Consider the following 21,982-nt stretch of genomic DNA (forward strand, 5'->3'; position numbering starts at 1 on the left):
CCGGCACCTCCGACACGGCTCCCCCGGCGGCATCCGACCCCGTCATCCGCTCCGAAGAAGCGGCATGGATGCCACCGAGCTCGGCCTCCGCCGCGTCGTCGTCCCGACGGGCGTCGGGCCGCTCGTCGTACGCACCGGCCGCGGGTCGGGGAGCCCCGTCGCGACGATCCTGCTGCACGGCGCGGCGGGGTCGTGGACCACGTGGGTGCCGATGATCTCGGCATCCACCGCTCCCCGCCTCACCGACGTCGTCGCCCTCGACCTGCCCGGCTGGGGCGAGACGCCCGGCCCCGTCCCCGATCCGGCGGAGCTCGCCGTCGCGGTCGCGGCGGTCGCGCGGGCCCTCGGCTACCCCCGATGGCGGGTCATCGGGCACTCGCTCGGCGGGGTGATCGCCCTGGATGTCGCTGCGCGCTTCCCGCACGAGACGGTCGCCGTCGGCGTCGTCTCACCCAGCGGAGCAGGTGCCCGGGCGGTGACCCGGCGTCCGTTCATCGGCGCCGTGCGGCTGCCGTGGCTGGCCGGCATGGTGGTGGCGATGCGGGTGCTGCGTGCGATCGGGCCCCTCGCGCGTCCGCTGCTGCGGCTGCTGCGACGCACGCGCGCACTACGCGTGCTCGCGCGACCGTTGTTCCGGCATCCGGATCTCATCGATCGCTCCGTCACCGACGCCCTCGCGGACGAGATCCGCCCCGCGTCCTTCCTCGCCGCGGCCCGCGCCTCGCTCACCCACGACGACGGCGTCTGGCGGCGCATCGTCTGCCCCGTCCGCTCGGTGCGCGGTGCGCACGACGTGTTCGTCGCCGAGCGCGACGCCCGGGACTGGGCGGCGCTCCTGCCCGACTACGACGACCGCGTCCTCGTCGACAGCGGCCACTTCGCCCACGTGGAGCAGCCCGTCGCGACCGTCGACGCCCTGCGCGAGGTGTGGACGGCGGAGCGGATGCCACGCCCTTCGCGCCCCCGTACACCCCGCCCTCGCGGGGCTCGGCGCACCACCACCGGCTGATCCCCGCCCCGGGCGGCCGGGCCTCGTCAGGGACGCCGTGAGATCGTGACGGTCCGCGGAGCGTCGGCGTCGAGCTCGACCGTGTGCACGGCGATCTCACCGCACGCGTTGTCGACCCCGCGCCCGCCCAGGTGCCGGTCGATCTCGATCTCCCACCACGTGTCGGCCAGGTACTCCGCGACGCCGCGACCCCACTCGACGATCACCGCGGAGCCGGCGACGTCGATGTCGAGGTCGTCGAGCTCGACCGCCGCCCCCAGCCGATAGGCGTCGACGTGCACGAGGGGTGTGCCGCCCACGAGCGAGGGATGCGTGCGGGCGATCACGAACGTGGGGCTCTGCACGGGGCCCCGGATGCCGAGCCCCTCGCCGATCCCCCGGGTCAGGGTCGTCTTGCCCGCGCCCAGGGGGCCGGTGAGCACGACGACGTCACCGGGTTCGAGCGCGCGTCCGATCGCGCGGCCGAGCTCGTGCATGTCGTCGGGGCCGGCGACCTCGCGGACCCCGAGCAGTTCGATGGGTACGCTCACGCGTCGACCTCCCGGCGGGGCACGCGGGAACCCACCCGCGTGACGATCTCGTAGTCGATGGTGTCGGCGGCATCCGCCCAGTCGCGTGCCGAGGGCGCACCCAGCGTCGGATCGCCGAAGAGCACGGCCTCATCGCCCACGGACACCGGGTGGTCGCCGACGTCGACCACGAACTGGTCCATGGCGATGCGGCCCGCGACGGTGAAGCGACGGCCGCCGATCGACACCGGTCCGCGACCCGACGCCTGACGCGGCACGCCGTCGGCGTAGCCCAGGGGCACGAGGGCGAGGGTGGTGTCGCGCTCGGTGCGGTAGTCGTAGCCGTACGACACCCCGGTGCCGGCCGGCACCCGTCGCACCGCGGCGACGGCTCCGCGCAGTGTCATGGCGGGACGAAGCCCCAGCTCGACGGGCGTGCGGTCGGCGAGCGGCGAGACGCCGTAGAGCCCGATGCCGATGCGGACGCAGCCGAAGCGCGCCTCGGGCAGCGTGATCGCCGCGTTGGTGGCCGCGAGGTGGCGCAGCGGAGGGTTCAGCCCCGCGGCCGCGGCGAGGGCGATGCCCTCCTCGAAGCGGGTGAGCGCGGTCCGGTCGTCGTCGAGGCTGGTGTTCGACAGGTGCGAGAACAGCCCGATCACGCGCAGGCGCCCGATGCGCTCCAGGCGCGCGGCCTCCGAGAAGACGGTGCGCCACTGCGCGGGGGCGATCCCGTTGCGTGACAGACCGGTCTCGATCTTCAGGTGCACGGCCGCGGGTCTGCCGCCGGCGCAGGCCTCGCCGGCGCGCTGCAGCTGCTCGAGGTCGGAGATGCCGAGCTCGACGTCATGACGCACGGCCTCGGCGAACGAGACGCCGGGAGCGTGCAGCCACGCGAACAGGGGCGCGCGGATACCGGCGCGCCGGAGGGCCAGAGCCTCGTCGATGTCGGAGACGCCGATGCGTGCGGCACCGCCCGCGAGTGCCGCGCGAGCCGTGCGCAGGGCGCCGTGTCCGTAACCGTCGGCCTTCACCACCGCGATGATCTGCGACCCGGTGAGCGTGCGCAGGTGCCGCACGTTCTCGGTGATGGCGTCGACGTCGATGACCGCTTCGCGCAGCACTCCTCGCGGCATCCTCATGCGGTGTCCTTCCGGGCGATGTCGGAATCGGATGCCGCGGACTCGGCGATCCCGCCCGCCGCGGCCTGACGGGCGGCAGCGGTGTCACGCTCCCCCGCCTGCTCATCGAGCGGGGTCGGTGCGGGCTGCAACGCCGGGATCACCGCCGGGACCGCGCCGAGCTCATCTTCTGCGCCGCTCTCCGAGGCCGCGGCGGGCTGCAATGCGGGAACCACCGCGGGCGGCGCAGCACTCTCGACCGCCTCGGCGATGACGTACGCCGTCGCGAGCCCCGCGTCGTGCGACATCGACAGGTGCACGGCGGTGATGCCGCGCGCCGCGACCGTCTCGGCGGTCTCGCCGCTCAACGAGAACACGGGCCGACCCGACGCCTCGGAGGCGATCTCGATGTCGGTCCAGTGCACGCCGTCGGAGCCTCCCAGCGCCTTGATCAACGCTTCCTTGGCGGCGTAGCGGGCCGCGAGCGAGCGCGGCTTGAGCACGCGCTCGGCCGGGGCGAACAGACGCGGCAGCAGGCGCGGGGTGCGCGCGAGCGTCGCGGCGAACCGCGGGACGTCGACCACGTCGACGCCGATTCCGACGATCATGCGCCCTCCCCTCGTGGCTTCCTCTCCATTCTGCCGGTGCGCGCGGGCCTCGGCCGCCGCTCGCGCGCCCGCGCGCCGCACCGCGCGGGGTCGGCACCCGCCCGCGCGAGAACGACGAGGGGGCCGGATGCCATGGCATCCGGCCCCCTCACGCGCGACGACTTACTCCACCGTCACCGACTTCGCCAGGTTGCGCGGCTGGTCGACGTCGAGGCCCTTCGCCTCGGCGAGACCCATCGCGAAGATGTGCAGCGGCACGACGGCCAGCAGCGGCTCGAACAGCGGGGCGGCGAGAGGGATGCGCAGCACCTCGTCGGCGGCGGGCAGCACGGCCACGTCGCCCTCTTCGGCGATCGCGATCACCCGGGCACCGCGGGCGCGGATCTCCTCGATGTTCGACACGACCTTCTTGTGCATCTCGCCCGAACCGCGCGGCGACGGCACGACGACGAACACGGGCTGGCCCGGCTCGATGAGCGCGATGGGGCCGTGCTTGAGCTCACCGGCGGCGAAACCCTCGGCGTGGATGTACGCCAGCTCCTTCAGCTTCAGTGCCCCCTCGAGCGCGATCGGGTACCCGACGTTGCGGCCGAGGAACAGCACCGAGCGGGTGTCGGCCATCCAGTGCGCGAGCTGCTCGATACGCGCCTGCTCGCTCTCGAGCACGCGAGCGATCTTGCCCGGGATGGCCTCGAGCTCGGTGACGGCCTCGACGGATGCCACGGGGTCGACGGCACCGCGGACGCGACCCACGTGCAGGGCGAGCAGGTACAGCGCCGTGATCTGGGCGACGAAGGCCTTGGTCGATGCGACGGCGACCTCGGGGCCGGCGTGGGTGTAGACGATGGCATCCGACTCGCGCGGGATGGTGGCGCCCTGGGTGTTGCAGATCGACAGCGTCTTCGCCCCGCGCGAGCGGGCGTACTTCACGGCCATCAGCGTGTCCATCGTCTCGCCCGACTGGCTGATCGACACCACGAGCGTGCGCTCCGTCAGCACCGGGTTTCGGTAGCGGAACTCGTGGGCGAGCTCGACGTCGACGGGCACGCGCGTCCAGGTCTCGAGGGCGTACTTGCCCACCATGCCGGCGTACGCGGCGGTACCGCACGCGATGACGAGGATGCGGTCGATGTCGGCGAGGAAATCGTCCATCCCGTCGAGCTCGGGGATCTCGACCCGGCCCTCGTGGATGCGGCCGCGCAGCGTGTTGGCGACGGCCTCGGGCTCCTCCGAGACCTCCTTGGCCATGAACGACGACCAGCCGCCCTTCTCGGCCGCCGAGGCGTCCCATGTGACCTCGAACGCCTCGACCTCGACGGGGGCGCCCGAGAAGTCGGTGACCTCGACGCCCTCGGGGGTGATCGCGACGATCTCGTCCTGCCCGATGGCGAGGGCGTTGCGGGTGTGCTCGACGAAGGCGGCGACGTCGGAGCCGAGGAAGTTCTCGCCCTCGCCGAGGCCGATGACCAGCGGCGAGTTGCGGCGCGCGCCGACGACGAGACCCGGGTGGTCCTCGTGCATGGCGAGGAGCGTGTACGCCCCCTCGAGCCGCGAGACGACGGAGCGGAAAGCCTGCACGAGGTCTTTCGTGCGGGCGTACTCGCGGCCGATCATGACGGCGGCGACCTCGGTGTCGGTCTCGCTGCGGAACGCGAAGCCATCGCCGACGAGCTCGCTCTTGAGCTCGGCGAAGTTCTCGATGATGCCGTTGTGGATGACGGCGAGCTTGTCGTCGTCGGCGAGGTGCGGGTGCGCGTTGGCATCCGTCGGTCCGCCGTGGGTCGCCCAACGGGTGTGTCCGATGCCGGTGGTGCCGTTGGACATGGGCCGTGATTCGAGGTCGTCGCGCAGCACCGCGAGCTTGCCCGCGCGTTTGCGCATGTCGAGGCTGCCGTCGCCGTCGATCACGGCGATGCCGGCGGAGTCGTATCCCCGGTACTCCAGACGCGACAGACCCGCGATGAGGATGTCCTGGCTCTGCCGGGGACCCACGTATCCGATGATTCCGCACATGGGACACAATCCTACGGGGCGGGGGCCGAGCATCCCCTGCGACCGCTCCGACGGCTCGGCCGGGCGTCAGAGCTTGCGCAGCAGGACCGACTCGACGGTGTGGTCGGCGCCCTTCTGCAGCACGAGCTTCGCCCGGTGGCGGGTCGGGAGCACGTTCTCCTCGAGGTTGGGGAGGTTGATGTCGCGCCAGTAGCCGAGCGCTCGTTCGACCGCTTCTTCGTCGCTGATGTCGGCGAACACGCGGAAGAACGACGTCGGGTTCGTGAAGGCGTTGTCGCGCAGTGCCAGGAAGCGGTCGACGTACCACTTCTCGATGTGGGCGGCGTCGGCATCGACGTAGATCGAGAAGTCGAACAGGTCGCTGACGGCGACCTCGTTCGGCGAGGGCGGCGGCTGCAGCACGTTGAGCCCCTCGACGATGACGACGTCGGGTCGGTGCACGCTCACGTGCGCGTCGGGCATGATGTCGTACCGCACGTGCGAGTAGAAGGGCGCGCGGGCTTCTTCGGCTCCCGACTTCACCTCGCTGAGGAACTGCACGAGCGCCCGCCGGTCGTACGACTCGGGAAAGCCCTTGCGGTCCATGAGTCCCCGGCGCTCGAGCTCGGCGTTCGGGTAGAGGAATCCGTCGGTGGTGACCAGCTCCACCCGCGGGGTGTCGGGCCAGCGGCTCATGAGCTCGCGAAGCAGACGCGCGATGGTCGACTTGCCCACCGCCACCGAACCCGCGACCCCGATGACGAAGGGGGTCGTGGCATCCGTCTCGCCCAGGAACTCGCTGGTGTCGGCGCCGAGACGGCGGGTCGCCCGGGCGTACAGGCTCAGCAACCGGCTCAGTGGCAGGTACACCTCGGCGACCTCGCGCAGGTCGAGGCGGTCGCCGATCCCGCGCAGCTGCACCACCTCGGTCTCGGTGAGCGGCTGCTGGATGCCACCCGCCATGCGCGCCCAGTCGTCGCGGTCGATCTGACGGTAGGGGCTCAGCGACGGCGCGGCAGCGTCGGTCTCGGCGGCGGGCACCCGCCCATGCTACTGGCGCGACCCGACGGGAGACGCCGGGGCCCTGGCATCCGGAATCCGCCGACGACGGTCGCGCCGGACCGCGCCATTACGCTCGGAGCGTGCGCCTGGGAGTCCTCGACATCGGTTCGAACACCGTCCACCTGCTCGTCGCCAACGCCCGCGCGGGCGGTCGGCCCACGGCCACCACCTCGCACCGGTCGGTGCTGCGCCTCATGCGCTACCTGCAGCCGGATGGCTCCATCTCGCCCGAGGGCGTGCAGGGACTCGTGGATGCCGTGACCGCGGCGTGCGAGCGGGCGCGCGCCGAGGGGGTTGACGAGCTCCTGGCCACCGCGACCTCGGCCGTGCGCGAGGCGACGAACGGCGAGGCGGTCATCGCGCAGATCGAGGAGGTGCTCGGCCAGCCGCTGCAGGTGCTCGGGGGCGAGACCGAGGCGCGGTTCACCTATTTGGCGGTGCGACGGTGGTTCGGGTGGTCCGCGGGACAGATCCTGCTGTTCGACATCGGCGGCGGCTCGCTCGAGATCGCGGGCGGCGCCGACGAGCTGCCCGACCTCGCCGAATCCGTGCCGTTGGGCGCGGGCCGATCGACGGTGCGGTTCCTGCCGCACGACCCGCCGAGCACCGACGAGATCGACGCGCTGCGCCAGCACGCGATGTCGGTGCTCGCGCCCGTGTCCGAGCGCTTCGCTGCGCTCCCCCGGCCCGACCACGTGGTGGGGTCGTCGAAGGCGATCCGCTCGCTCGCGAAGCTCGCGGGCTACCCCGTTCCGGGCTGGTCGGGCATCGACCGCATGGTGCTGCCGCGCCGGGAGCTCAAGGACTGGATCCCGCGTCTGGCCCGCATTCCCGCCGATGCGCGCGAGGCATTGCCCGGCATCACCGCCGACCGCACCTTCCAGATCGTCGCCGCCGCCGTCGTCGTCGAGCGGGCGATGAAGGCGCTGGAGGTCGAAGAGCTCGAGGTGTCCCCCTGGGCTCTGCGCGAGGGGGTCCTGCTGCGCTACATCGAGTCGCTGGAGTACTGACGGCGAAGGCTCAGGGACCCCGATGAATCGAGGTCCCTGAGCCTGTCGAAGGGACCGGACGCCCGCGGAGGTTCTCGAACTCGTCGACGGACGAGCTGCTACAGCGCCAGCCGCTCGCGCACGACCGCCGCGAGACGGTCGGCGTGGGCGCGGGCGACCTCTTCGGATGCTGCCTCCACCATCACGCGCACCAGGGGTTCGGTGCCCGATGCGCGCAGCAGCACGCGGCCGGAGTCGCCGAGTTCGGCGACCGAGGCGGCCACGGCCTCCTGAACGAGCTCGTCGTTCACGCCGTCGCGGTCGACGCCGCGGACGTTGACGAGCACCTGCGGGTACACCGTCATCAGCGACGCGAGCTCTGCCAGGGTCTTGTTCTGCCGCGCCATCTCGGCGACGATGTGGAGCCCCGTGAGCAGTCCGTCGCCCGTGGTGGCGAACTCGCTCATGATGACGTGACCCGACTGTTCGCCACCGAGGGAGTACCCGCCCTCGTTCATGGCCTCGAGCACGTAGCGGTCACCGACGCCCGTCTGCAGAACACGGATGCCGTGCTCGGCCATCGCGCGGTGGAGTCCGAGGTTGCTCATCACCGTCGCCACGAGCGTGTCGTCGGCGAGCGCACCGCGCTCCTTCATCGACACCGCGAGGATCGCCATGATCTGGTCGCCGTCGACGACGTTGCCCTGGGCGTCCACGGCGAGGCACCGGTCGGCATCTCCGTCGTGGGCGATTCCCACGTCGGCGCCCAGGCGCACGACGGCCTCGGAGAGCACGTCGAGATGCGTGGAGCCGACGCCGTCGTTGATGTTGAGCCCGTCGGGCTCCGCTCCGATGACCGTCACCTGGGCGCCGGCGTCTTTGAACGTCTCCGGCGACACGCCGGCGGCGGCGCCGTGCGCGCAGTCGAGCACCACGTGGATGCCGTCGAGACGGTGCGGCAGCGAGCCCAGCAGGTGCAGCACGTACCGGTCTTCGGCATCGGCGAAGCGACGGATACGACCGACCCCGGCGCCCGTGGGTTGCAGCCGTTCGCCCTCGAGGGCCTTCTCGATGCGCTGCTCGACGATGTCCGGCAGCTTGGTGCCGCCGCGCGCGAAGATCTTGATGCCGTTGTCGGGGGCGGGGTTGTGCGACGCCGACACCATGACACCGAAGTCGGCGTCATGGTCGGCGATGAGGAACGCGGTGGCGGGGGTGGGGATCACACCGGCGTCGAGCACGTCGACGCCCGAGGAGGCCAGGCCCGCCGAGACCGCGGCGGCGAGGAACTCCCCCGAGACGCGCGGGTCGCGCGCGACGACGGCCGTGAGGCGACGACCCTCGGCCTTGCGCGCCTCCGCGGAACGGCCCTGGCCCAGGACGACGGCAGTCGCCTGGGCCAGGTGCAGCGCGAGTTCGGCGGTGAGGAGGCCGTTGGCCAGCCCCCGCACCCCGTCCGTGCCGAAAAGAGGCATACGGAGGTTCGAACTCAGCGCTTGGAGTACTGAGGCGCCTTGCGGGCCTTCTTGAGACCGGCCTTCTTGCGCTCCTTGACGCGAGCGTCGCGCGAGAGGAAGCCGGCCTTCTTCAGGGTCGGGCGGTTGTTCTCGGCGTCGATCTCGTTGAGCGCACGGGCGATGCCCAGGCGCAGCGCGCCGGCCTGGCCCGAGGGGCCGCCACCGGAGATGCGCGCGATCACGTCGTACGAGCCCGCGAGCTCGAGAACCGTGAACGGGTCGTTGATCAGCTGCTGGTGCAGCTTGTTGGGGAAGTAGTCCTCGATCGTGCGGCCGTTGACCGTGATCGTGCCCGAACCGGGAACCAGGCGCACGCGGGCGATGGCCTGCTTGCGACGGCCCACGGCTGCGCCGGGGACGGAGAGCACGGGGCGCTCGGCCGCGACGGCCGACTGCTCGGCCGGCGTCTCGGTGCTGTAGTTGCTGGAGTCGATGTTCGACACTGTTTCGTCCTTATCCGGCGGCGCTTACTGGGCGACCTGGTCGAAGGTGTATGCCGTGGGCTGCTGAGCACCGTGGGGGTGCTCGGCGCCGCGGTAGACCTTGAGCTTCTTGAGCTGCGCCGCGCCGAGGCTGTTCTTGGGCAGCATGCCGCGGATGGCCTTCTCGACCGCGCGGACGGGGTTCTTCTCGAGGAGTTCGTCGTAGGTGACGGACTTGAGGCCGCCCGGGAAGCCCGAGTGGCGGTAGGCCTTCTTCTGCGTGAGCTTCTGGCCCGTGAGCGCGACCTTGTCGGCGTTGATCACGATGACGAAGTCGCCGGAGTCGATGTGGTTGGCGAAGGTCGCCTTGTGCTTGCCGCGGAGGAGGACCGCCGCGTGCGAGGCGAGACGGCCGAGGACGACGTCGGTGGCGTCGATAACGACCCACTCGCGCGTGACCTCAGCGGCCTTGGGGGTGAAAGTGCGCGTCACAGTAGTGCTGCTTTCTTGATCGAACGGAGGAGTTCGTGAATCCCGCTCCGGTGGTCCGTTGCCGCGCCGATGACGCAGGAACAGGGCCGGTGGAGGGCTCACGTTCGGGCAACCCGCTCGCAGAGAGGCGGGCACCAAAGAGCAAGACTACGGCATCCGGATGCCACGGCCAAATGCCGGCGGGTCGTCACGCGAGGAGCGTGCCCACCGCGACGAGAGCGAAACCCGTCGCGTTGTAGACCACGTGCGTGGCCACCGCCGGCCAGATGCGTCCGGTTCCGACCGTGAACGTCGCCGTGACCACGCCGACCAGCGCGAGTGCCACGAGTTCCGACGTCTCCCGCGGCGCGGTCAGCTCATGGGCTGCGACGAAGAGTGCCGTCGAGAACGCGATCGCGGCAATACCGGCCGACGACGCGCCCATCCGACGCCGGACGACCGAGAAGACGCCGACCAGCACGACCCCGCGGAAGAACGCCTCCTCGAGGGCCGGGGTGACGAGCGACCCCGCGAGCGCGTCGAGCGGGAAGGTCGCCGGCAGCCGCCCATCGGCGGTGAACGTCGACGGCCATGCGGCACCGCCCACGACGACGTCGGCGACGATTCCCTCCGTCAGCCGGAGGAGCAGCCCGAACACGAAGCCGTAGACGACGTCGATTGCGCGCACACGCAGCAGACCACGCGGACGCGAGCGCGAGAAGGCCACGGCGACGGGAACCGCCATCGACAGCCACACCAACGCGCGCGCGGCGTTCGCGGCGGTCTCCACGGGGAAGACCGCGGGGGCGGCGTGGGAGGCGAGGGCTCCCGCTCCGACGGCGCACACGGCCCATCCGAGCATCTCGAGGTCCCAGCGCGCGGTGCTGGAGCCCCCGTCCCGCCATTTCCGTCGCCGGCGGTCCCGGGGGCGAGGGACGGGGGCGTCGAGGGAGGGCACGCGGGCCAGGGTAGGACGCCGATAGGCGGCGTGACCCGCGTGAGGGCCCGCGGGCACCGGCCTTCACCATCTGCTTCACCCCGACGAGGAAGAGCCTCGTCCGAGCACGACGATGCCCCGCCGCCCGAAGACGACGGGGCATCGACACGTCTGCGCGTCCACCGCGGATGCGGGCGAGAGTGAGGACGCGGGCCGTGGGTCAGCGCTGGAGGAAGTCGATCAGCACACGGTTGAACTCGTCGGCGTGGCTGACGTTCACGCCGTGCGGCGCGCCCGCGACGACGTGGAGCTCGCTTCCCGCGATCGCCTCGTGCGTGCGCTTGCCCGATCCCTCGAACGGCACGGTCGCGTCGCTGTCGCCGTGGACGACGAGCGTCGGAACGGTGACATTCGGCAGGTCGTCGCGGAAATCGGTGGTGGCGAAAGCCTCCATCGACTTCAGCGCCGCGTGGTGGTCTGCCTGATTGGCAAGGCGCTCGGCCTCGGCGCGGTCGGCCTCCGAGACGGCGAGCGTGCCGTCGACCGAGAAGAAGTCGGTCGTGAACTGGTGGTAGAACGCTTTCTCGTCGTCCTTGAGCCCCTGCTTCATGCCGTCGGCGGTCTCGTCGTCGAGCGGGCCCTCGGGGTTGTCGTCGGTCTTGGCCAGGTACGGCGGTACGGCCGCGGCGAAGACGACGCTGCGGATGCGCTCGGAGCCGTGACGCGACAGGTAGCGCGCGACCTCGCCGCCGCCCATCGAGAAGCCGACGAGAGTGGCGTCGCGCAGGTCGAGCGCCTCGAGCACGGCGCTCAGGTCGTTCGCGAACGTGTCGTAGTCGTACCCGGTGCGCGGCTTGTCGCTGCGACCGAACCCGCGGCGGTCGTAGGTGACGACGCGATAACCGGCGCCCTCGAGCGCGGGAATCTGGTGCGCCCACGACTCACCCGAGAGGGGCCAGCCGTGGATGAGCACGACGGGACGACCCGTGCCGCCGGTGTCGTCGACGTGCAGGTCGATGTCGGTCAGGAGTCCATGGTGTGCGGTGATCTCGCTCATGGCGGCAATGGTCCGGGGCCTTCCTGAACGCGGGCCCCTGCTTGACGCCAGGGTGTCGAAACGGTAACGCTCGCCCACCTGCCGAGGCACACACCGCCCACGGATGCAACGGCTCGGAGGCGCCTACCGGGCTTCGCTAGCCTGCCCGCATGTCATCGACACGTGTTCCCGGCTCGACCCTGCTCGCCGCGATGAGTGTGCTGGGCGTGCTGGCGCTCAGCGCCTGCACCCCGGCATCCGATGGCGCACCCGCGACCGGCGTGTCCGGCGGGCAGACGTCGTCGTCGGACTCCACAACGGTGGACGACGACGGCCGGACCGTCGTGACCGTCGTCAACACCGCTGAGGCGAGCGCCGGAGGTCGCGCCTTCCAGCTCGAGCGCGACGACGACACGTGGGAGGTGCACGTGGCCGTGGGCGATCGGGAGATCGAGGTGCGCGTGGCATCCGATGGGACGACGGTTCGGTCTTCCAACGACGACGACGCCATCGACGCCGACGAGCGTGCCGCGCTGGATGCCGCCGTGACGACCCTGGCGGACGCGGTGCGCATCGCCACCACGGAGCACTCCGGCGGCGAGCGTCTGGCCGAGGTTCAGCTCGACGAGCGTGACGGCACGTGGGCCTGGGAGGTGGAGCTCTCCGGCGGCACGACGGTGCGCGTCTCCGCCGCGGACGGCGCGGTCCTCTGACCCGCCCCACGATGCAGAGTGGCCCGCCGGGCGCAACCCTCACGCCCGAACGGGCGCGTTCGCGCCGCCCTCACTACACTCGCGCCATGAGCCACGCTCCCGACTCCGACGGTCATAGTCCGAGCGCCCGGGTGACCCCGGGCGACGCATCCACCCGGGGGGCGGTGAGCAGCCGGTGAGCGATCTCGCGCTGAACATCGTGCTCGTGGTCGTCTTCGTCATGATCGGCGGCGTGTTCGCGGCGACGGAGATGGCCCTGGTCACCCTGCGGGAGAGCCAGGTCAACGCCCTCGCCGCACGCGGGAGACGAGGTCAGAAGGTCGCAGAGCTGGCCCGCAATCCGAACACGTTCCTGTCCGCCGTGCAGATCGGCGTGACGGTGGCGGGATTCGCCTCGGCCGCGTACGGCGCGTCGTCGATCGCGCCCTCGGTCACCCCGCTCTTCGAGGGCCTCGGTCTCGAACCCGCGATGGCCGCGACCGTGGCGACCATCGCCCTCACCCTCGTCATCGCCTACCTCTCGCTCGTGCTGGGCGAACTCGTGCCGAAGCGGCTGGCGATCCAGCGCAATGCCGCGTTCGCGTACGCGGTCGCGCCCGTGCTGAACGGGTTCGCCACTCTGATGCGGCCGGTGATCTGGCTGCTATCCATCTCGACGAACGTGCTCGTGCGTCTGCTCGGCGGAGACCCGAACAAGACCGGCGAGGAGCTGACCGAGGAGGAGCTGCGCGACATCGTCTCCAGTCACGAGGGACTCCCGGCCGATGAGCGCCGCATCCTCGATGACGTCCTCTCGCTCCGCGGCCGCCATGTCAGCGAGGTCATGCGTCCCCGCCCGGAAGTGGTGACGCTGGACGCCGGAGGCACGATCTCCGAAGCGCGCGACATCGTCCGCGAGCTGCCGTACTCCCGTTACCCGGTGGCGGAGCAGTCCATCGACGACGTGGTCGGGTTCGTGCACGTGCGCGACCTCTCCGACGACGTCGACCGTCCTTTGAGCGCGGTGATGAGGGAGATCCGTTACATCCCCTCGACCGCGCGGGTGCTTCCGACCCTCACCGCGATGCGCGCGGAGGGCAGCCACATCGCCGTCGTGGTCGACGAGTACGGCGGCACCGACGGCATCGTGACGCTCGAGGATCTCGTCGAGGAGGTCGTCGGCGAGATCTTCGACGAGTACGACACGGATGCCGAGCAACCCCTGGCCGAGGGGGAGCACGGCGTCGTCGAGGGCCGGCTCAATCTGCAGGACTTCGAGGAGGCCACCGGTGTGACCCTCCCCCGCGGCGCCGCCGACACGGTCGGGGGCTTCGTCGTGGAGCGGCTCGGGCGACTGGCGAGGGCGGGTGACACCGTCGAGGTCGACGGTGCGACGCTGCAGGTGCGCGCGGTCGAACGCCGGCGCGTGGCAGAACTGCTCGTCACGCGACACCCCGTGGGCGAGTCCGAGGTGCCTACCGTCGACTGACGACGGCAGGGCGGGCGACACCCGCGACGGCCCGGGGCGGACCGTCAGGCGACGTCGCCTCCGAGCGGGGCGGCGGGACCGCCGAGTTCGAAGTGGTGCCCGTTGATGGCGAGCAGGTCTCGGTCACCGTCGGGGGCGACGTTCATCGGTGCCGTGGAGCTCGTGTCGCTTCGGCTGATCATGCGGCCCATGCTCACTCGATCCGGGGGTGCCACGGCAGGGGTTGACATCCCCGTGCCGCGCCGGACGGCAGGATCAATTGTGGACAATCAAATTGTGTACAATGCTTCTCTCATGCCTGCCGTCGATGCTCTCGTCTGCTTCGCTCTGTACGCCGCGAATCGCACCACCGCACAGGCGTACCGTGTGCTGCTCGAACCGTGGAACCTCACCTACCCGCAGTACATCGCGCTCGTCACGCTGTGGGGCGACGGGGAGCAGACGGTCAGCTCCCTCGGCGAAGCCCTCCAGCTCGACTCGGGCACGCTGTCGCCGATGCTCGCGCGCATGGAGGCCAACGGCCTGCTCACCCGCGCTCGTCGCGTCGACGACGAGCGCGTCGTCACGGTCACCCTCACCGACCGCGGACTCCGGCTACGAGACGAGCTCGCCCATGTTCCCCGCTGCATCGCCGCCGGCGCCGGACTGACCGACGCGAACAGCGCACGCGAACTCATCGACGCCCTGCACCAGCTCACCGAGGCCATGAGAGACCTCCGTGACCACCCCGACACCGTGCTCGCCGCCGCCGGCATCCCCCGCCCCCGGGCATGAGCATGTTCCCCGCCCCCTACGAAAGGAACCCCCATGGAAGCCCTCTACACCGCTGAAGCCGTCTCCACCGGACACGGTCGTACCGGCCACGTCACCGCGGGCAGCTTCATCGACCTCGAAGTCGCTCCCCCCACCGAGCTCGGCGGCTCCGGCCAGGGCACCAACCCCGAGCAGCTCTTCGCCGCCGGCTACGCGGCGTGCTTCCACGGTGCCCTGCACGCCGTGGCGCGCGGCCGCAAGGTCACGCTCGAGGATTCCTCGGTCGGCGGACGCGTGCACATCGGCTCGAACGGTCAGGGCGGCTACCAGCTCGCTGTGCTCCTCGAGGTCGTGCTGCCCGGCATCGAGCCCGAGCTCGCTCAGCAGCTCGCCGACGAGGCCCACCAGGTCTGCCCGTACTCCAACGCCACGCGCGGCAACATCGAAGTCACCGTCACCGTCTCGGAGGACTGACCTTCTGGTGACACCGGGGCGGGCGCCGAGTCATCGGAGGGTCGGACCGGCCGCACCGCGGCAGCACCAGCGGCTGCGGGTGGGCATGGGCACTCTTTCGACGAGATCGCGTTCCGTCCCGGTCCGCTCTCCCCGCCGCCGACCGCGCTGCGCGGCCGGTCAGCGCAGTTGCAGCTCGCTCTCCGTCTTCGCGTACGATCGGCGCAGCCACTGGCCGAAGCCGGGCTGCGCCAGGCACGCCGACGCGGTGTCGCACGTGACAACAGGATCTTTTGACGCGTAGGTCTCGTACACCCCGACCTTGCCGTCGAGGGCGTCGCCCTCGACGTTCACCGGCTGATGCTGCGACGGGTATCCGATGTAATAGGTGACGTTCTCGGCCGGGACCCCGACTGAGGGCGCGACGGCGCGCACCAGCGAGCCGACGCAGGAGTGGTCGGGATGATCTCCCCGCGCGAAAGCGCTCTCGTGCGGGATGTTCGTGGTCACATGGTCAGGGCTGCCGGCATGGATGAGTTCGGCGACGGTGTCGGCCAGGCGACTCGCGTCGAGTGTCGGCCCGTCATCGACCGGTTGCAGCACCGGCACGGTCCCGTTGATCAACTGGGTCAGCCCGGCACCCCCCGTGCTCGGGAACCCCGTGGCGTTCAGATTGCCGTCGGGCAGGCGAAGCACGGTGATCGAGAGGCGGGGATCGTCGACGGGCACGAACCGCGTCGCGCGCGCGCCGCTCAGGAGCGTGATCTCGCGCGTCTCCCACGGCATTGTGACATCCCGCATCCGGTCGTAGGCGGCACGGATGCCGGCCTCCCGTTCCAACGCGTAGTCGAGTCCGCGGCCCGCGTCACCGGCCGTGACGAAGACCGTCCGCAGAGTCGCCCCGGAAGCGATCACGCCGGCGAGGTGGGGGTTGGCGAAGATGATGTCGTCGTCGGCGTGCGCCCACACGGCGACGGTGGTCTCGCCCTGCGGCGGCTCGTAGGCGGGTGACGTCGCGCGCGGCGAGGTGCTCGGAACCGGAACGATGGGGTTGAGTTCCACCCACGTGCCCTCCGGGCCCGCCGAGCGTCGGATATCGCGGTAGATGAGCGCGCCGCCGCCCAGGGCGGCGAGACCTCCCACCGCGACTCCGGCCAGCACCAGCGCGCGGCGGCTGACGACCGGTCGCCGGCGCGGTGCACGCTCTGCCTCGTTGCCGCCTCCGTGCGAAGGCTCGTCGATGTCACTCACGGCAACTCCGTCCTGTGATGCGCCCCCCGGCGACGGATTTCGGGTACGTCGCGCCCCCGGGACGCCCTTCGACGCTATCGCGCTCCGCACGATCGTCCGAACGCGCCGCAGCGTGCCATCCGAGCCGATCGCTCGATCATCCGATGTCGACCGGAACCGTGCCGCCCGTATGCACCCGACGCATCGGCGATCCTCAGCGCGCGCCTAAGGACGGTCGTGACACTCGCCGTATGCAGACCTCCTCACCGCCGCGGTCACTGTCGCCCGTAGCCCTCCGCGTGCGCGCGGTGCTGAACGAGTGGGATCCGATCGGCGTTCGTCAGATCAGCAGTGCGTGGCCCGACGATGAGTACGACGACCTGATCCTGCCCATTCTCGAGGCTCTCGACGTCCGCCCCTCCGTCGGAGAACTGGCGGCGGAGCTGCGCACGGTCGTCGAGGTCGATTACGGGCTCCCCACCCCGGACGGATGCCACGACACGGCACGCTCGCTCCTGGCGATCGTTCCGTGAGCAGATCACCCGCCCTATCCGGCCGGTGGCGCGGTAGCAAGCCCTGCCGGCCGTTCGGACGACGCTCCTAAGGTGCCGTCCATGGTCGATCTCACCCGCCCGCAGACACCCGATCCCTACCCGCTCCTGCCGGCGACGGCATCGTTCGAGGTCATGAGCGATGACATCGTCGACGGTGGGCCGCTCGACGACGCGCAGGTCGCCGATGCGGGCAACACCTCGCCGCATTTGCGCTGGTCCGAGGTGCCGGAAGGGACGAGATCGTTCACCGTCACGTGCTTCGACCCCGACGCCCCCACGCCCAGCGGCTTCTGGCACTGGGTCCTGGTCGATCTCCCCGCCGACACCCGCGAGCTGCCCACGGGCGCCGCCTCGGCGACGCTTCCCGACGGCGCCTTCCACGTGCGCAACGACGGCGGGGAGGCCGGTTTCATGGGGGCTGCTCCCCCGCCCGGCGACCAGCCCCACCGCTACCTCTTCGTCGTTCATGCCGTCGGCGAGGACACCCTGGGCGTCGAGCCCGACGCCACCCCGGCCGCCGTGTCGTTCGCCCTGGCGTTCGCCACCCTCGGCCGCGCGATCCTGTACGGCACCTACAGCCGCTGAGGAGCGACGGTGACGCAACGAACCGAGGGCGTCGACGAGGAGCAGACGATCGCGGGCGTCGAGGAGCGCGTCGCGGCGCGTTTCCCCGAGGCGGCGCCCGAGGTCATCCACGATGAGGCCGTCGTCGCGGTGGGCCGCTACGCTGACGCGCCCGTGAAGGACTTCGTCGAGATCATCGCGGAGCGCGACGCCCGCTCCGCCGTCGAGGAGTCGATCGGCGAGGACTGACCCGTTCAGTCCATCTGCAGTTCGGCCTCGGCCTTCGGGTACGACCGACGGAGCCACTCTCCGAAGTTGCGTGTCCCGAGGCACGCCGCGCGATCCGCGCACCGGATGACCTCGTCCTGCTGCGTATAGATGCGGTAGGTGTCGACCTTGGCATCCAGGATCGCGCCGTCGAGATTTCGCGGCAGGTCCCTCGACGGGTAGCCCACGAAGTACTGGATTCCGGGACCGATCGCCGCATCCGCAGACAGGGTGTCGCGCACGACGGTGCCGACGACCGAGTGATCGGGGTGGTCGCCCGGGGCGAAAGCGCTTCCCCGCGGGATGTGGGTGAGCACGCGCGACGGGGAGTACCCCGCAGCGAGCTCCGCGACCGAGGAGAGCAGTTGCCCTCGGGACACGTCGGGACCGCCGCCGACGGGCGCGAGCGTCGGCACTCCGCCGTCGAGGAGCCGCCCCAGCGTCGCGTACCCGGTCGCCTCGAAGCCCTCACCCGTGATGTTGCCGTCGGGCAGGCGGAGGAAGACAACGGACAGTCGCGGGTCCCCCTGCGGGGTGAGGCGACGCGCATGCACGCCGGTCTGCAGGAGCAGATCCGTGGTGTCCCACAGTCCGTCGATCCCGCGCATCTCGTTGTAGGCGCGGAGGATGCCGAGCTCCCGGGCCTCGACATAGCCGTTGCCCCTGCCCGCATCGCCCGCGGTCACGAACACCGTCCGCACGCAGTCGCCGGCGGCGATCGCGTCGGAGATGGTCGGGTTGGCGAAGATGATGTCGTCGTCAGGGTGGGCCCAGACGCCCAGCACGGTCTCGCGGTCGCATGCCTGCGCGGCCGGCAGCGGCACAGGCACGGGCGTCGACGACGCCGTCGCACTCGCGGCCGGGGTGGGACCGGCGGTCTGCGGCGGGGAGGTGGGCGTCGGAGAGGGGGACGGGCCCGCCGGGGTCGCGACCGGATCGGGACGCAGGAGGGCGAAGGCGAACACGCCGACGGCGGTTGCGACGACGACGACGGCCACGGTGATCACGGCGAGGATCGCGGCCGCGGGGCGCCGCCGCCGGGAGCGTCGAGTCCGCAGGGCGGTGCGTGTCATCGGGGTCCCTTCCGCAGACCGCGTCGCGGCTGTCGTTCCGCGACGCGGACATCGGAACTCGGCCGGACGCGGATGGTGCGCGCCCGAGTGTAGGGGAAGGCCGTGACGGGGGCGAATGGGTCCAGTCGCCCCCGCGGCCCCGCGCTCTGCACTCACGTTTCGGGCGTATGAAGACCTCTCGCGGGTGAATTTAGGGGTGACTTCGGACTGTTATTGTTCGCGAGGTGGGATCGACGCAGGTCGATCGGGGGGAGGAACAGGTCGTGACTATCGACCTTCGGGATAGCGCATCCGCATCGGATCCGGAATCGCAGGTAGCGCACGCGGCGCAGGCTTCCGTCGCGGCGGAACCGCCCCCGCCGATGTACCCCCGCGATCCCTGGCGCCGCACCTACCGTCGCAACCTCGTGATCACCGACCTGCTATCGCTCGTCTGGGTCGTCTACGGCACGCAACTGCTCTGGTTCGGCCTGGGCAACGCGCAGCTGGCCGCGCGCGCCGACGGCCGGATCACCGACCTGTCGTACTGGACATTCTCGGCCATCCTCATCGCCACCTGGATGTGGGCCCTCGCCTTCGTCGAATCGCGCAGCGACCGGGTCATCGGCACCGGCTCGGCCGAGTACGTCCGGATCGCCGACGCAAGCTTCCGCCTCTTCGGCACCGTCGCCATCATCGCGTTCCTGACGCAGATCGACGTCGCCCGCGGATACCTTCTGATCAGTCTGCCCCTCGGCATCGCGGTCCTGCTCTTCACCCGCTGGATCTGGCGTCAGTGGTTGATCGTGCAACGTGCGAAAGGACGCTATTCGGCGAACGTACTGCTTGTCGGCTCCTTGAGTTCCGTGACCCAGCTGGCCCGGGAGTTCGCCCGTATGCCCAGCGCGGGGTACCGCGTCGTCGGAGCCTGCGTGCCCAACGGCAAGATCGCCGACGTCATCCCGGGCACCGAGATCCCGGTCATGGGCCATGTCGGTGACGTCTCGCGCGCCCTCGCTGTCACCGGCGCCGACACCGTCGCCGTCACGAGCGCCGACGACCTGCCCGCCGACAAGGTCAAGGAGATCTCCTGGAGCTTGGAGGCCGGCCGGCAGCACCTGGTTCTCGCTCCGAGCATCGTCGATATCGCCGGTCCGCGTCTGCACACGCGCCCGGTCGCAGGACTCCCCCTCATCCACGTGGAGACACCGAAGTTCTCACGCGGGCAGAGCTTCCTCAAGCGCACCGTCGACCTCACCGCGGCGTGCCTGGGCGTCATCCTGTTGAGTCCGCTCCTCGCCTTCCTGATGCTCTCCGTCCGTCTGTCGAGCGATGGTCCGATCTTCTTCCGTCAGACACGCGTGGGCTTGCGCGGCCGCGAATTCACGATGATCAAGTTCCGTTCGATGGTCGTCAACGCCGAGGAGCTGCTCGCCCAGCTCGCCGCCCAGCAGCGGGACTCGGGCAACGAGGTCCTGTTCAAGATGAAGAACGACCCCCGCGTGACGCCCATCGGGCGGATCATGCGCAAATACAGCCTCGACGAACTCCCTCAGTTGTTCAACGTGATCGGCGGATCGATGTCGCTCGTGGGCCCGCGCCCGCCGCTGCCGTCGGAGGTCGCCGTCTACGCCGATCACGTGCACCGGCGCTTCCTCGCCAAGCCCGGTATTACCGGACTCTGGCAGGTCAGCGGCCGCTCTTCGCTGTCGTGGGAGGAGTCGGTCCGGCTCGACCTGTCCTACGTCGAGAACTGGACCCTTCTCGGCGACTTCGCCATCCTCGGGCGCACCGCCCGCGCCGCCCTGGCACCGGGCGACACGGCCGCGTGACCACCTCTCACCCCGTCCCTTCCCCGCACGCCGGCGCCTCCGCCGGCACGGGGCGATCCTCACCTGAAAGGGCTTCATCGTGCGTCTGTCTGTAGTTGGTTGCGGCTACCTGGGGGCCGTGCACGCCGCGGCCATGGCATCCATCGGTCACGAGGTCGTCGGCATCGACGTCGATGAGCGCAAGATCGCCGCGCTCAGCAAGGGCGAGGCGCCCTTCTTCGAGCCCGGCCTGCAGGAGATCCTGACCGAGGGCATCGCCTCCGGCCGGTTGTCCTTCACCACCGACATGGCGGCCGCGCAGGGCGCGAAGGTGCACTTCGTGGGTGTGGGCACGCCCCAGCAGGCCGGCGGGTACGCGGCTGACCTCACCTACGTGGATGCCGCCGTCGACGGGCTCCTGCCATACCTCAGCGAGGACGACATCGTCGCCGGCAAGTCGACGGTCCCGGTGGGCACCGCCGCCCGTCTCGCCCCCCGTGTGGCGGAGCGTGGCGCCACTCTCGTCTGGAACCCCGAGTTCCTCCGCGAGGGCTGGGCCGTTCAGGACACCATCGACCCCGACCGCCTCGTCGCGGGCGTTCCCACCGAGGACGGGTCCCCCTCCGCGGAGGGGGAGCGCACCGCACAGGTGCTGCGCGAGGTCTACCACCCCTCGATCGCCAAGGGCACGCCCTTCATCGTCACCGACTACGCCACCGCCGAACTGGTCAAGGTGTCGGCCAACGCGTTCCTCGCGACCAAGATCAGCTTCATCAACGCGATCGCCGAGATCGCCGAGGTCACCGGCGCCGACGTCACGACGCTGGCAGACGCGATCGGTCACGACGCCCGCATCGGCCGGCGCTTCCTGGGCGCGGGCATCGGCTTCGGCGGCGGCTGCCTGCCCAAGGACATCCGCGCGTTCTCGGCCCGCGCGGAGGAGCTCGGGCGCGGCGAGTCCGTCGCCTTCCTGCGCGAGGTCGACGCGATCAACCTCCGCCGCCGCGACCGCGCCGTCGAACTGACCACCGATGCGCTGGGGGGCAGTGTGTTCGAGAAGAAGGTCGCTGTGCTGGGGGCGGCCTTCAAGCCGCACAGCGACGACATCCGCGACTCCCCCGCGCTCGATGTCGCGGTGCGCCTGCACGGTCTGGGCGCCCGGGTCACGCTGACCGACCCCGCCGCCATCGAGAATGCGCGGCGCATCCATCCGCAGCTGACGTACGAGGAGGACCTCGACGCGACCCTCCGTGACGCCGACGCCGTCATCGTCGTCACGGAGTGGGACGAGTACCGTCGCCACCTCTCGCCCGAGCACGCCGCGTCGCTCGCGCGTGGACTCGTCGTGGTCGACGGACGCAACTGCCTCGACCCGGCCGCGTGGCGGGCAGCCGGCTGGACCTACTTCGGCATGGGTCGCCCCTGACCGAACCTTCGATGGATCACG

23 protein-coding genes and 1 pseudogene are annotated in these 21,982 nt (G+C 70.8%); 11 read left to right on the forward strand and 13 right to left on the reverse strand.

Going from position 1 to position 21,982, the window contains the following annotated elements; all coding sequences use genetic code 11:
* Positions 1–64 precede the first annotated feature (64 nt).
* Positions 65–1,009 (forward strand): alpha/beta fold hydrolase, encoded by a 945-nt coding sequence (locus QE410_RS13335; RefSeq protein ID WP_307332940.1) that lies wholly within the window; start codon positions 65–67, stop codon positions 1,007–1,009.
* A 26-nt stretch (positions 1,010–1,035) separates the two neighbouring features.
* Here the strand turns inward: QE410_RS13335 and tsaE are convergent, their stop codons facing one another.
* The 5 genes and pseudogenes from tsaE to coaA form a co-directional block, all read right to left on the reverse strand.
* The gene (tsaE, locus tag QE410_RS13340) at positions 1,036–1,539 is read right to left on the reverse strand and encodes a tRNA (adenosine(37)-N6)-threonylcarbamoyltransferase complex ATPase subunit type 1 TsaE (RefSeq protein ID WP_307332941.1); all 504 of its coding nucleotides are present in this window, start codon (positions 1,537–1,539) and stop codon (positions 1,036–1,038) included.
* On the reverse strand, positions 1,536–2,657 hold the full coding sequence (gene alr / locus QE410_RS13345) for an alanine racemase (protein WP_307332942.1): 1,122 nt from the start codon (positions 2,655–2,657) through the stop codon (positions 1,536–1,538). The genes tsaE and alr overlap by 4 nt, the downstream gene beginning before the upstream one ends.
* A gap of 239 nt (positions 2,658–2,896) precedes the next feature.
* Positions 2,897–3,244: pseudogene (locus tag QE410_RS13350) on the reverse strand (holo-ACP synthase); the annotation flags it as partial.
* A gap of 162 nt (positions 3,245–3,406) precedes the next feature.
* Positions 3,407–5,257: a glutamine--fructose-6-phosphate transaminase (isomerizing) gene (gene glmS / locus QE410_RS13355; RefSeq protein ID WP_307332944.1), complete on the reverse strand. Its 1,851-nt coding sequence runs from the start codon at positions 5,255–5,257 to the stop codon at positions 3,407–3,409.
* Between the two features lie 66 nt (positions 5,258–5,323).
* Positions 5,324–6,277: a type I pantothenate kinase gene (coaA, locus tag QE410_RS13360; RefSeq protein WP_307332946.1), complete on the reverse strand. Its 954-nt coding sequence runs from the start codon at positions 6,275–6,277 to the stop codon at positions 5,324–5,326.
* 101 nt (positions 6,278–6,378) lie between these two features.
* Between coaA and QE410_RS13365 the strand changes: the two genes are divergently transcribed.
* A complete protein-coding gene (locus QE410_RS13365) occupies positions 6,379–7,308 on the forward strand; it encodes a Ppx/GppA phosphatase family protein (RefSeq protein WP_307332948.1) in 930 nt (309 codons plus the stop codon).
* Positions 7,309–7,406: 98 nt separating this feature from the next.
* On the opposite strand, the gene glmM is transcribed toward QE410_RS13365, so the two are convergent.
* The 5 genes from glmM to QE410_RS13390 all read right to left on the reverse strand — a co-directional run bounded on the left by glmM (position 7,407) and on the right by QE410_RS13390 (position 11,691).
* Complete coding sequence (gene glmM, locus QE410_RS13370; protein WP_307332949.1) at positions 7,407–8,762, reverse strand: phosphoglucosamine mutase; 1,356 nt, start codon at positions 8,760–8,762, stop codon at positions 7,407–7,409.
* A 14-nt stretch (positions 8,763–8,776) separates the two neighbouring features.
* Entirely contained in the window at positions 8,777–9,247 is a 471-nt protein-coding gene (gene rpsI, locus QE410_RS13375) for a 30S ribosomal protein S9 (RefSeq protein WP_058230951.1), read from the reverse strand.
* A 24-nt stretch (positions 9,248–9,271) separates the two neighbouring features.
* Entirely contained in the window at positions 9,272–9,718 is a 447-nt protein-coding gene (gene rplM / locus QE410_RS13380; RefSeq protein ID WP_058230950.1) for a 50S ribosomal protein L13, read from the reverse strand.
* Between the two features lie 187 nt (positions 9,719–9,905).
* Positions 9,906–10,655 (reverse strand): CPBP family intramembrane glutamic endopeptidase, encoded by a 750-nt coding sequence (locus tag QE410_RS13385; RefSeq protein ID WP_307332953.1) that lies wholly within the window; start codon positions 10,653–10,655, stop codon positions 9,906–9,908.
* Between the two features lie 199 nt (positions 10,656–10,854).
* Entirely contained in the window at positions 10,855–11,691 is an 837-nt protein-coding gene (locus QE410_RS13390; RefSeq protein ID WP_307332955.1) for an alpha/beta fold hydrolase, read from the reverse strand.
* Positions 11,692–11,840: 149 nt separating this feature from the next.
* Here QE410_RS13390 and QE410_RS13395 point away from each other — a divergent pair, with 149 nt between their 5' ends.
* Positions 11,841–12,383, forward strand: a complete 543-nt coding sequence (locus QE410_RS13395) for a PepSY domain-containing protein (RefSeq protein ID WP_307332956.1) — start codon at positions 11,841–11,843, stop codon at positions 12,381–12,383.
* A 175-nt stretch (positions 12,384–12,558) separates the two neighbouring features.
* Positions 12,559–13,851: a hemolysin family protein gene (locus tag QE410_RS13400; protein WP_307332958.1), complete on the forward strand. Its 1,293-nt coding sequence runs from the start codon at positions 12,559–12,561 to the stop codon at positions 13,849–13,851.
* A gap of 44 nt (positions 13,852–13,895) precedes the next feature.
* Here the strand turns inward: QE410_RS13400 and QE410_RS13405 are convergent, their stop codons facing one another.
* On the reverse strand, positions 13,896–14,033 hold the full coding sequence (locus QE410_RS13405) for a hypothetical protein (protein ID WP_307332960.1): 138 nt from the start codon (positions 14,031–14,033) through the stop codon (positions 13,896–13,898).
* Positions 14,034–14,145: 112 nt separating this feature from the next.
* Here QE410_RS13405 and QE410_RS13410 point away from each other — a divergent pair, with 112 nt between their 5' ends.
* Entirely contained in the window at positions 14,146–14,625 is a 480-nt protein-coding gene (locus tag QE410_RS13410) for a MarR family winged helix-turn-helix transcriptional regulator (protein WP_307332961.1), read from the forward strand.
* Between the two features lie 33 nt (positions 14,626–14,658).
* Positions 14,659–15,078 carry an organic hydroperoxide resistance protein gene (locus tag QE410_RS13415; protein WP_307332963.1) on the forward strand — a complete coding sequence of 140 codons (420 nt, stop codon included), beginning with the start codon at positions 14,659–14,661 and terminating at the stop codon, positions 15,076–15,078.
* Between the two features lie 159 nt (positions 15,079–15,237).
* On the opposite strand, the gene QE410_RS13420 is transcribed toward QE410_RS13415, so the two are convergent.
* Entirely contained in the window at positions 15,238–16,308 is a 1,071-nt protein-coding gene (locus QE410_RS13420) for a PIG-L family deacetylase (protein WP_307332964.1), read from the reverse strand.
* A 230-nt stretch (positions 16,309–16,538) separates the two neighbouring features.
* Between QE410_RS13420 and QE410_RS13425 the strand changes: the two genes are divergently transcribed.
* The 3 genes from QE410_RS13425 to QE410_RS13435 all read left to right on the forward strand — a co-directional run bounded on the left by QE410_RS13425 (position 16,539) and on the right by QE410_RS13435 (position 17,654).
* Positions 16,539–16,820 carry a hypothetical protein gene (locus tag QE410_RS13425; protein ID WP_307332966.1) on the forward strand — a complete coding sequence of 94 codons (282 nt, stop codon included), beginning with the start codon at positions 16,539–16,541 and terminating at the stop codon, positions 16,818–16,820.
* A gap of 81 nt (positions 16,821–16,901) precedes the next feature.
* Positions 16,902–17,426, forward strand: a complete 525-nt coding sequence (locus QE410_RS13430; RefSeq protein ID WP_307332968.1) for a YbhB/YbcL family Raf kinase inhibitor-like protein — start codon at positions 16,902–16,904, stop codon at positions 17,424–17,426.
* Positions 17,427–17,435: 9 nt separating this feature from the next.
* Positions 17,436–17,654, forward strand: coding sequence for a three-helix bundle dimerization domain-containing protein (locus tag QE410_RS13435; RefSeq protein ID WP_307332970.1), 219 nt, complete (start codon positions 17,436–17,438; stop codon positions 17,652–17,654).
* A 5-nt stretch (positions 17,655–17,659) separates the two neighbouring features.
* Here the strand turns inward: QE410_RS13435 and QE410_RS13440 are convergent, their stop codons facing one another.
* Positions 17,660–18,745: a PIG-L family deacetylase gene (locus QE410_RS13440; RefSeq protein WP_307332972.1), complete on the reverse strand. Its 1,086-nt coding sequence runs from the start codon at positions 18,743–18,745 to the stop codon at positions 17,660–17,662.
* Positions 18,746–19,107: 362 nt separating this feature from the next.
* Between QE410_RS13440 and QE410_RS13445 the strand changes: the two genes are divergently transcribed.
* On the forward strand, positions 19,108–20,556 hold the full coding sequence (locus tag QE410_RS13445) for a sugar transferase (protein ID WP_307334539.1): 1,449 nt from the start codon (positions 19,108–19,110) through the stop codon (positions 20,554–20,556).
* Between the two features lie 79 nt (positions 20,557–20,635).
* The gene (locus QE410_RS13450) at positions 20,636–21,961 is read left to right on the forward strand and encodes a UDP-glucose/GDP-mannose dehydrogenase family protein (protein WP_307332974.1); all 1,326 of its coding nucleotides are present in this window, start codon (positions 20,636–20,638) and stop codon (positions 21,959–21,961) included.
* The last annotated feature ends 21 nt before the right edge of the window (positions 21,962–21,982 follow it).

The sequence above is a fragment of the Microbacterium sp. SORGH_AS_1204 genome, from assembly GCF_030818935.1.
Classification (GTDB): Bacteria; Actinomycetota; Actinomycetes; order Actinomycetales; family Microbacteriaceae; genus Microbacterium.

Bases quoted from the DNA above. Each gene is read 5' to 3' on its own strand.
- QE410_RS13335 (WP_307332940.1), top strand. From the start codon at position 65: ATGGATGCCACCGAGCTCGGCCTCCGCCGCGTCGTCGTCCCGACGGGC.
- alr (WP_307332942.1), bottom strand. From the start codon at position 2,657: ATGAGGATGCCGCGAGGAGTGCTGCGCGAAGCGGTCATCGACGTCGAC.
- glmS (WP_307332944.1), bottom strand. From the start codon at position 5,257: ATGTGCGGAATCATCGGATACGTGGGTCCCCGGCAGAGCCAGGACATC.
- glmM (WP_307332949.1), bottom strand. From the start codon at position 8,762: ATGCCTCTTTTCGGCACGGACGGGGTGCGGGGGCTGGCCAACGGCCTC.
- QE410_RS13390 (WP_307332955.1), bottom strand. From the start codon at position 11,691: ATGAGCGAGATCACCGCACACCATGGACTCCTGACCGACATCGACCTG.
- QE410_RS13395 (WP_307332956.1), top strand. From the start codon at position 11,841: ATGTCATCGACACGTGTTCCCGGCTCGACCCTGCTCGCCGCGATGAGT.
- QE410_RS13405 (WP_307332960.1), bottom strand. From the start codon at position 14,033: ATGATCAGCCGAAGCGACACGAGCTCCACGGCACCGATGAACGTCGCC.
- QE410_RS13410 (WP_307332961.1), top strand. From the start codon at position 14,146: ATGCCTGCCGTCGATGCTCTCGTCTGCTTCGCTCTGTACGCCGCGAAT.
- QE410_RS13415 (WP_307332963.1), top strand. From the start codon at position 14,659: ATGGAAGCCCTCTACACCGCTGAAGCCGTCTCCACCGGACACGGTCGT.
- QE410_RS13425 (WP_307332966.1), top strand. From the start codon at position 16,539: ATGCAGACCTCCTCACCGCCGCGGTCACTGTCGCCCGTAGCCCTCCGC.
- QE410_RS13430 (WP_307332968.1), top strand. From the start codon at position 16,902: ATGGTCGATCTCACCCGCCCGCAGACACCCGATCCCTACCCGCTCCTG.
- QE410_RS13440 (WP_307332972.1), bottom strand. From the start codon at position 18,745: ATGACACGCACCGCCCTGCGGACTCGACGCTCCCGGCGGCGGCGCCCC.
- QE410_RS13445 (WP_307334539.1), top strand. From the start codon at position 19,108: ATGTACCCCCGCGATCCCTGGCGCCGCACCTACCGTCGCAACCTCGTG.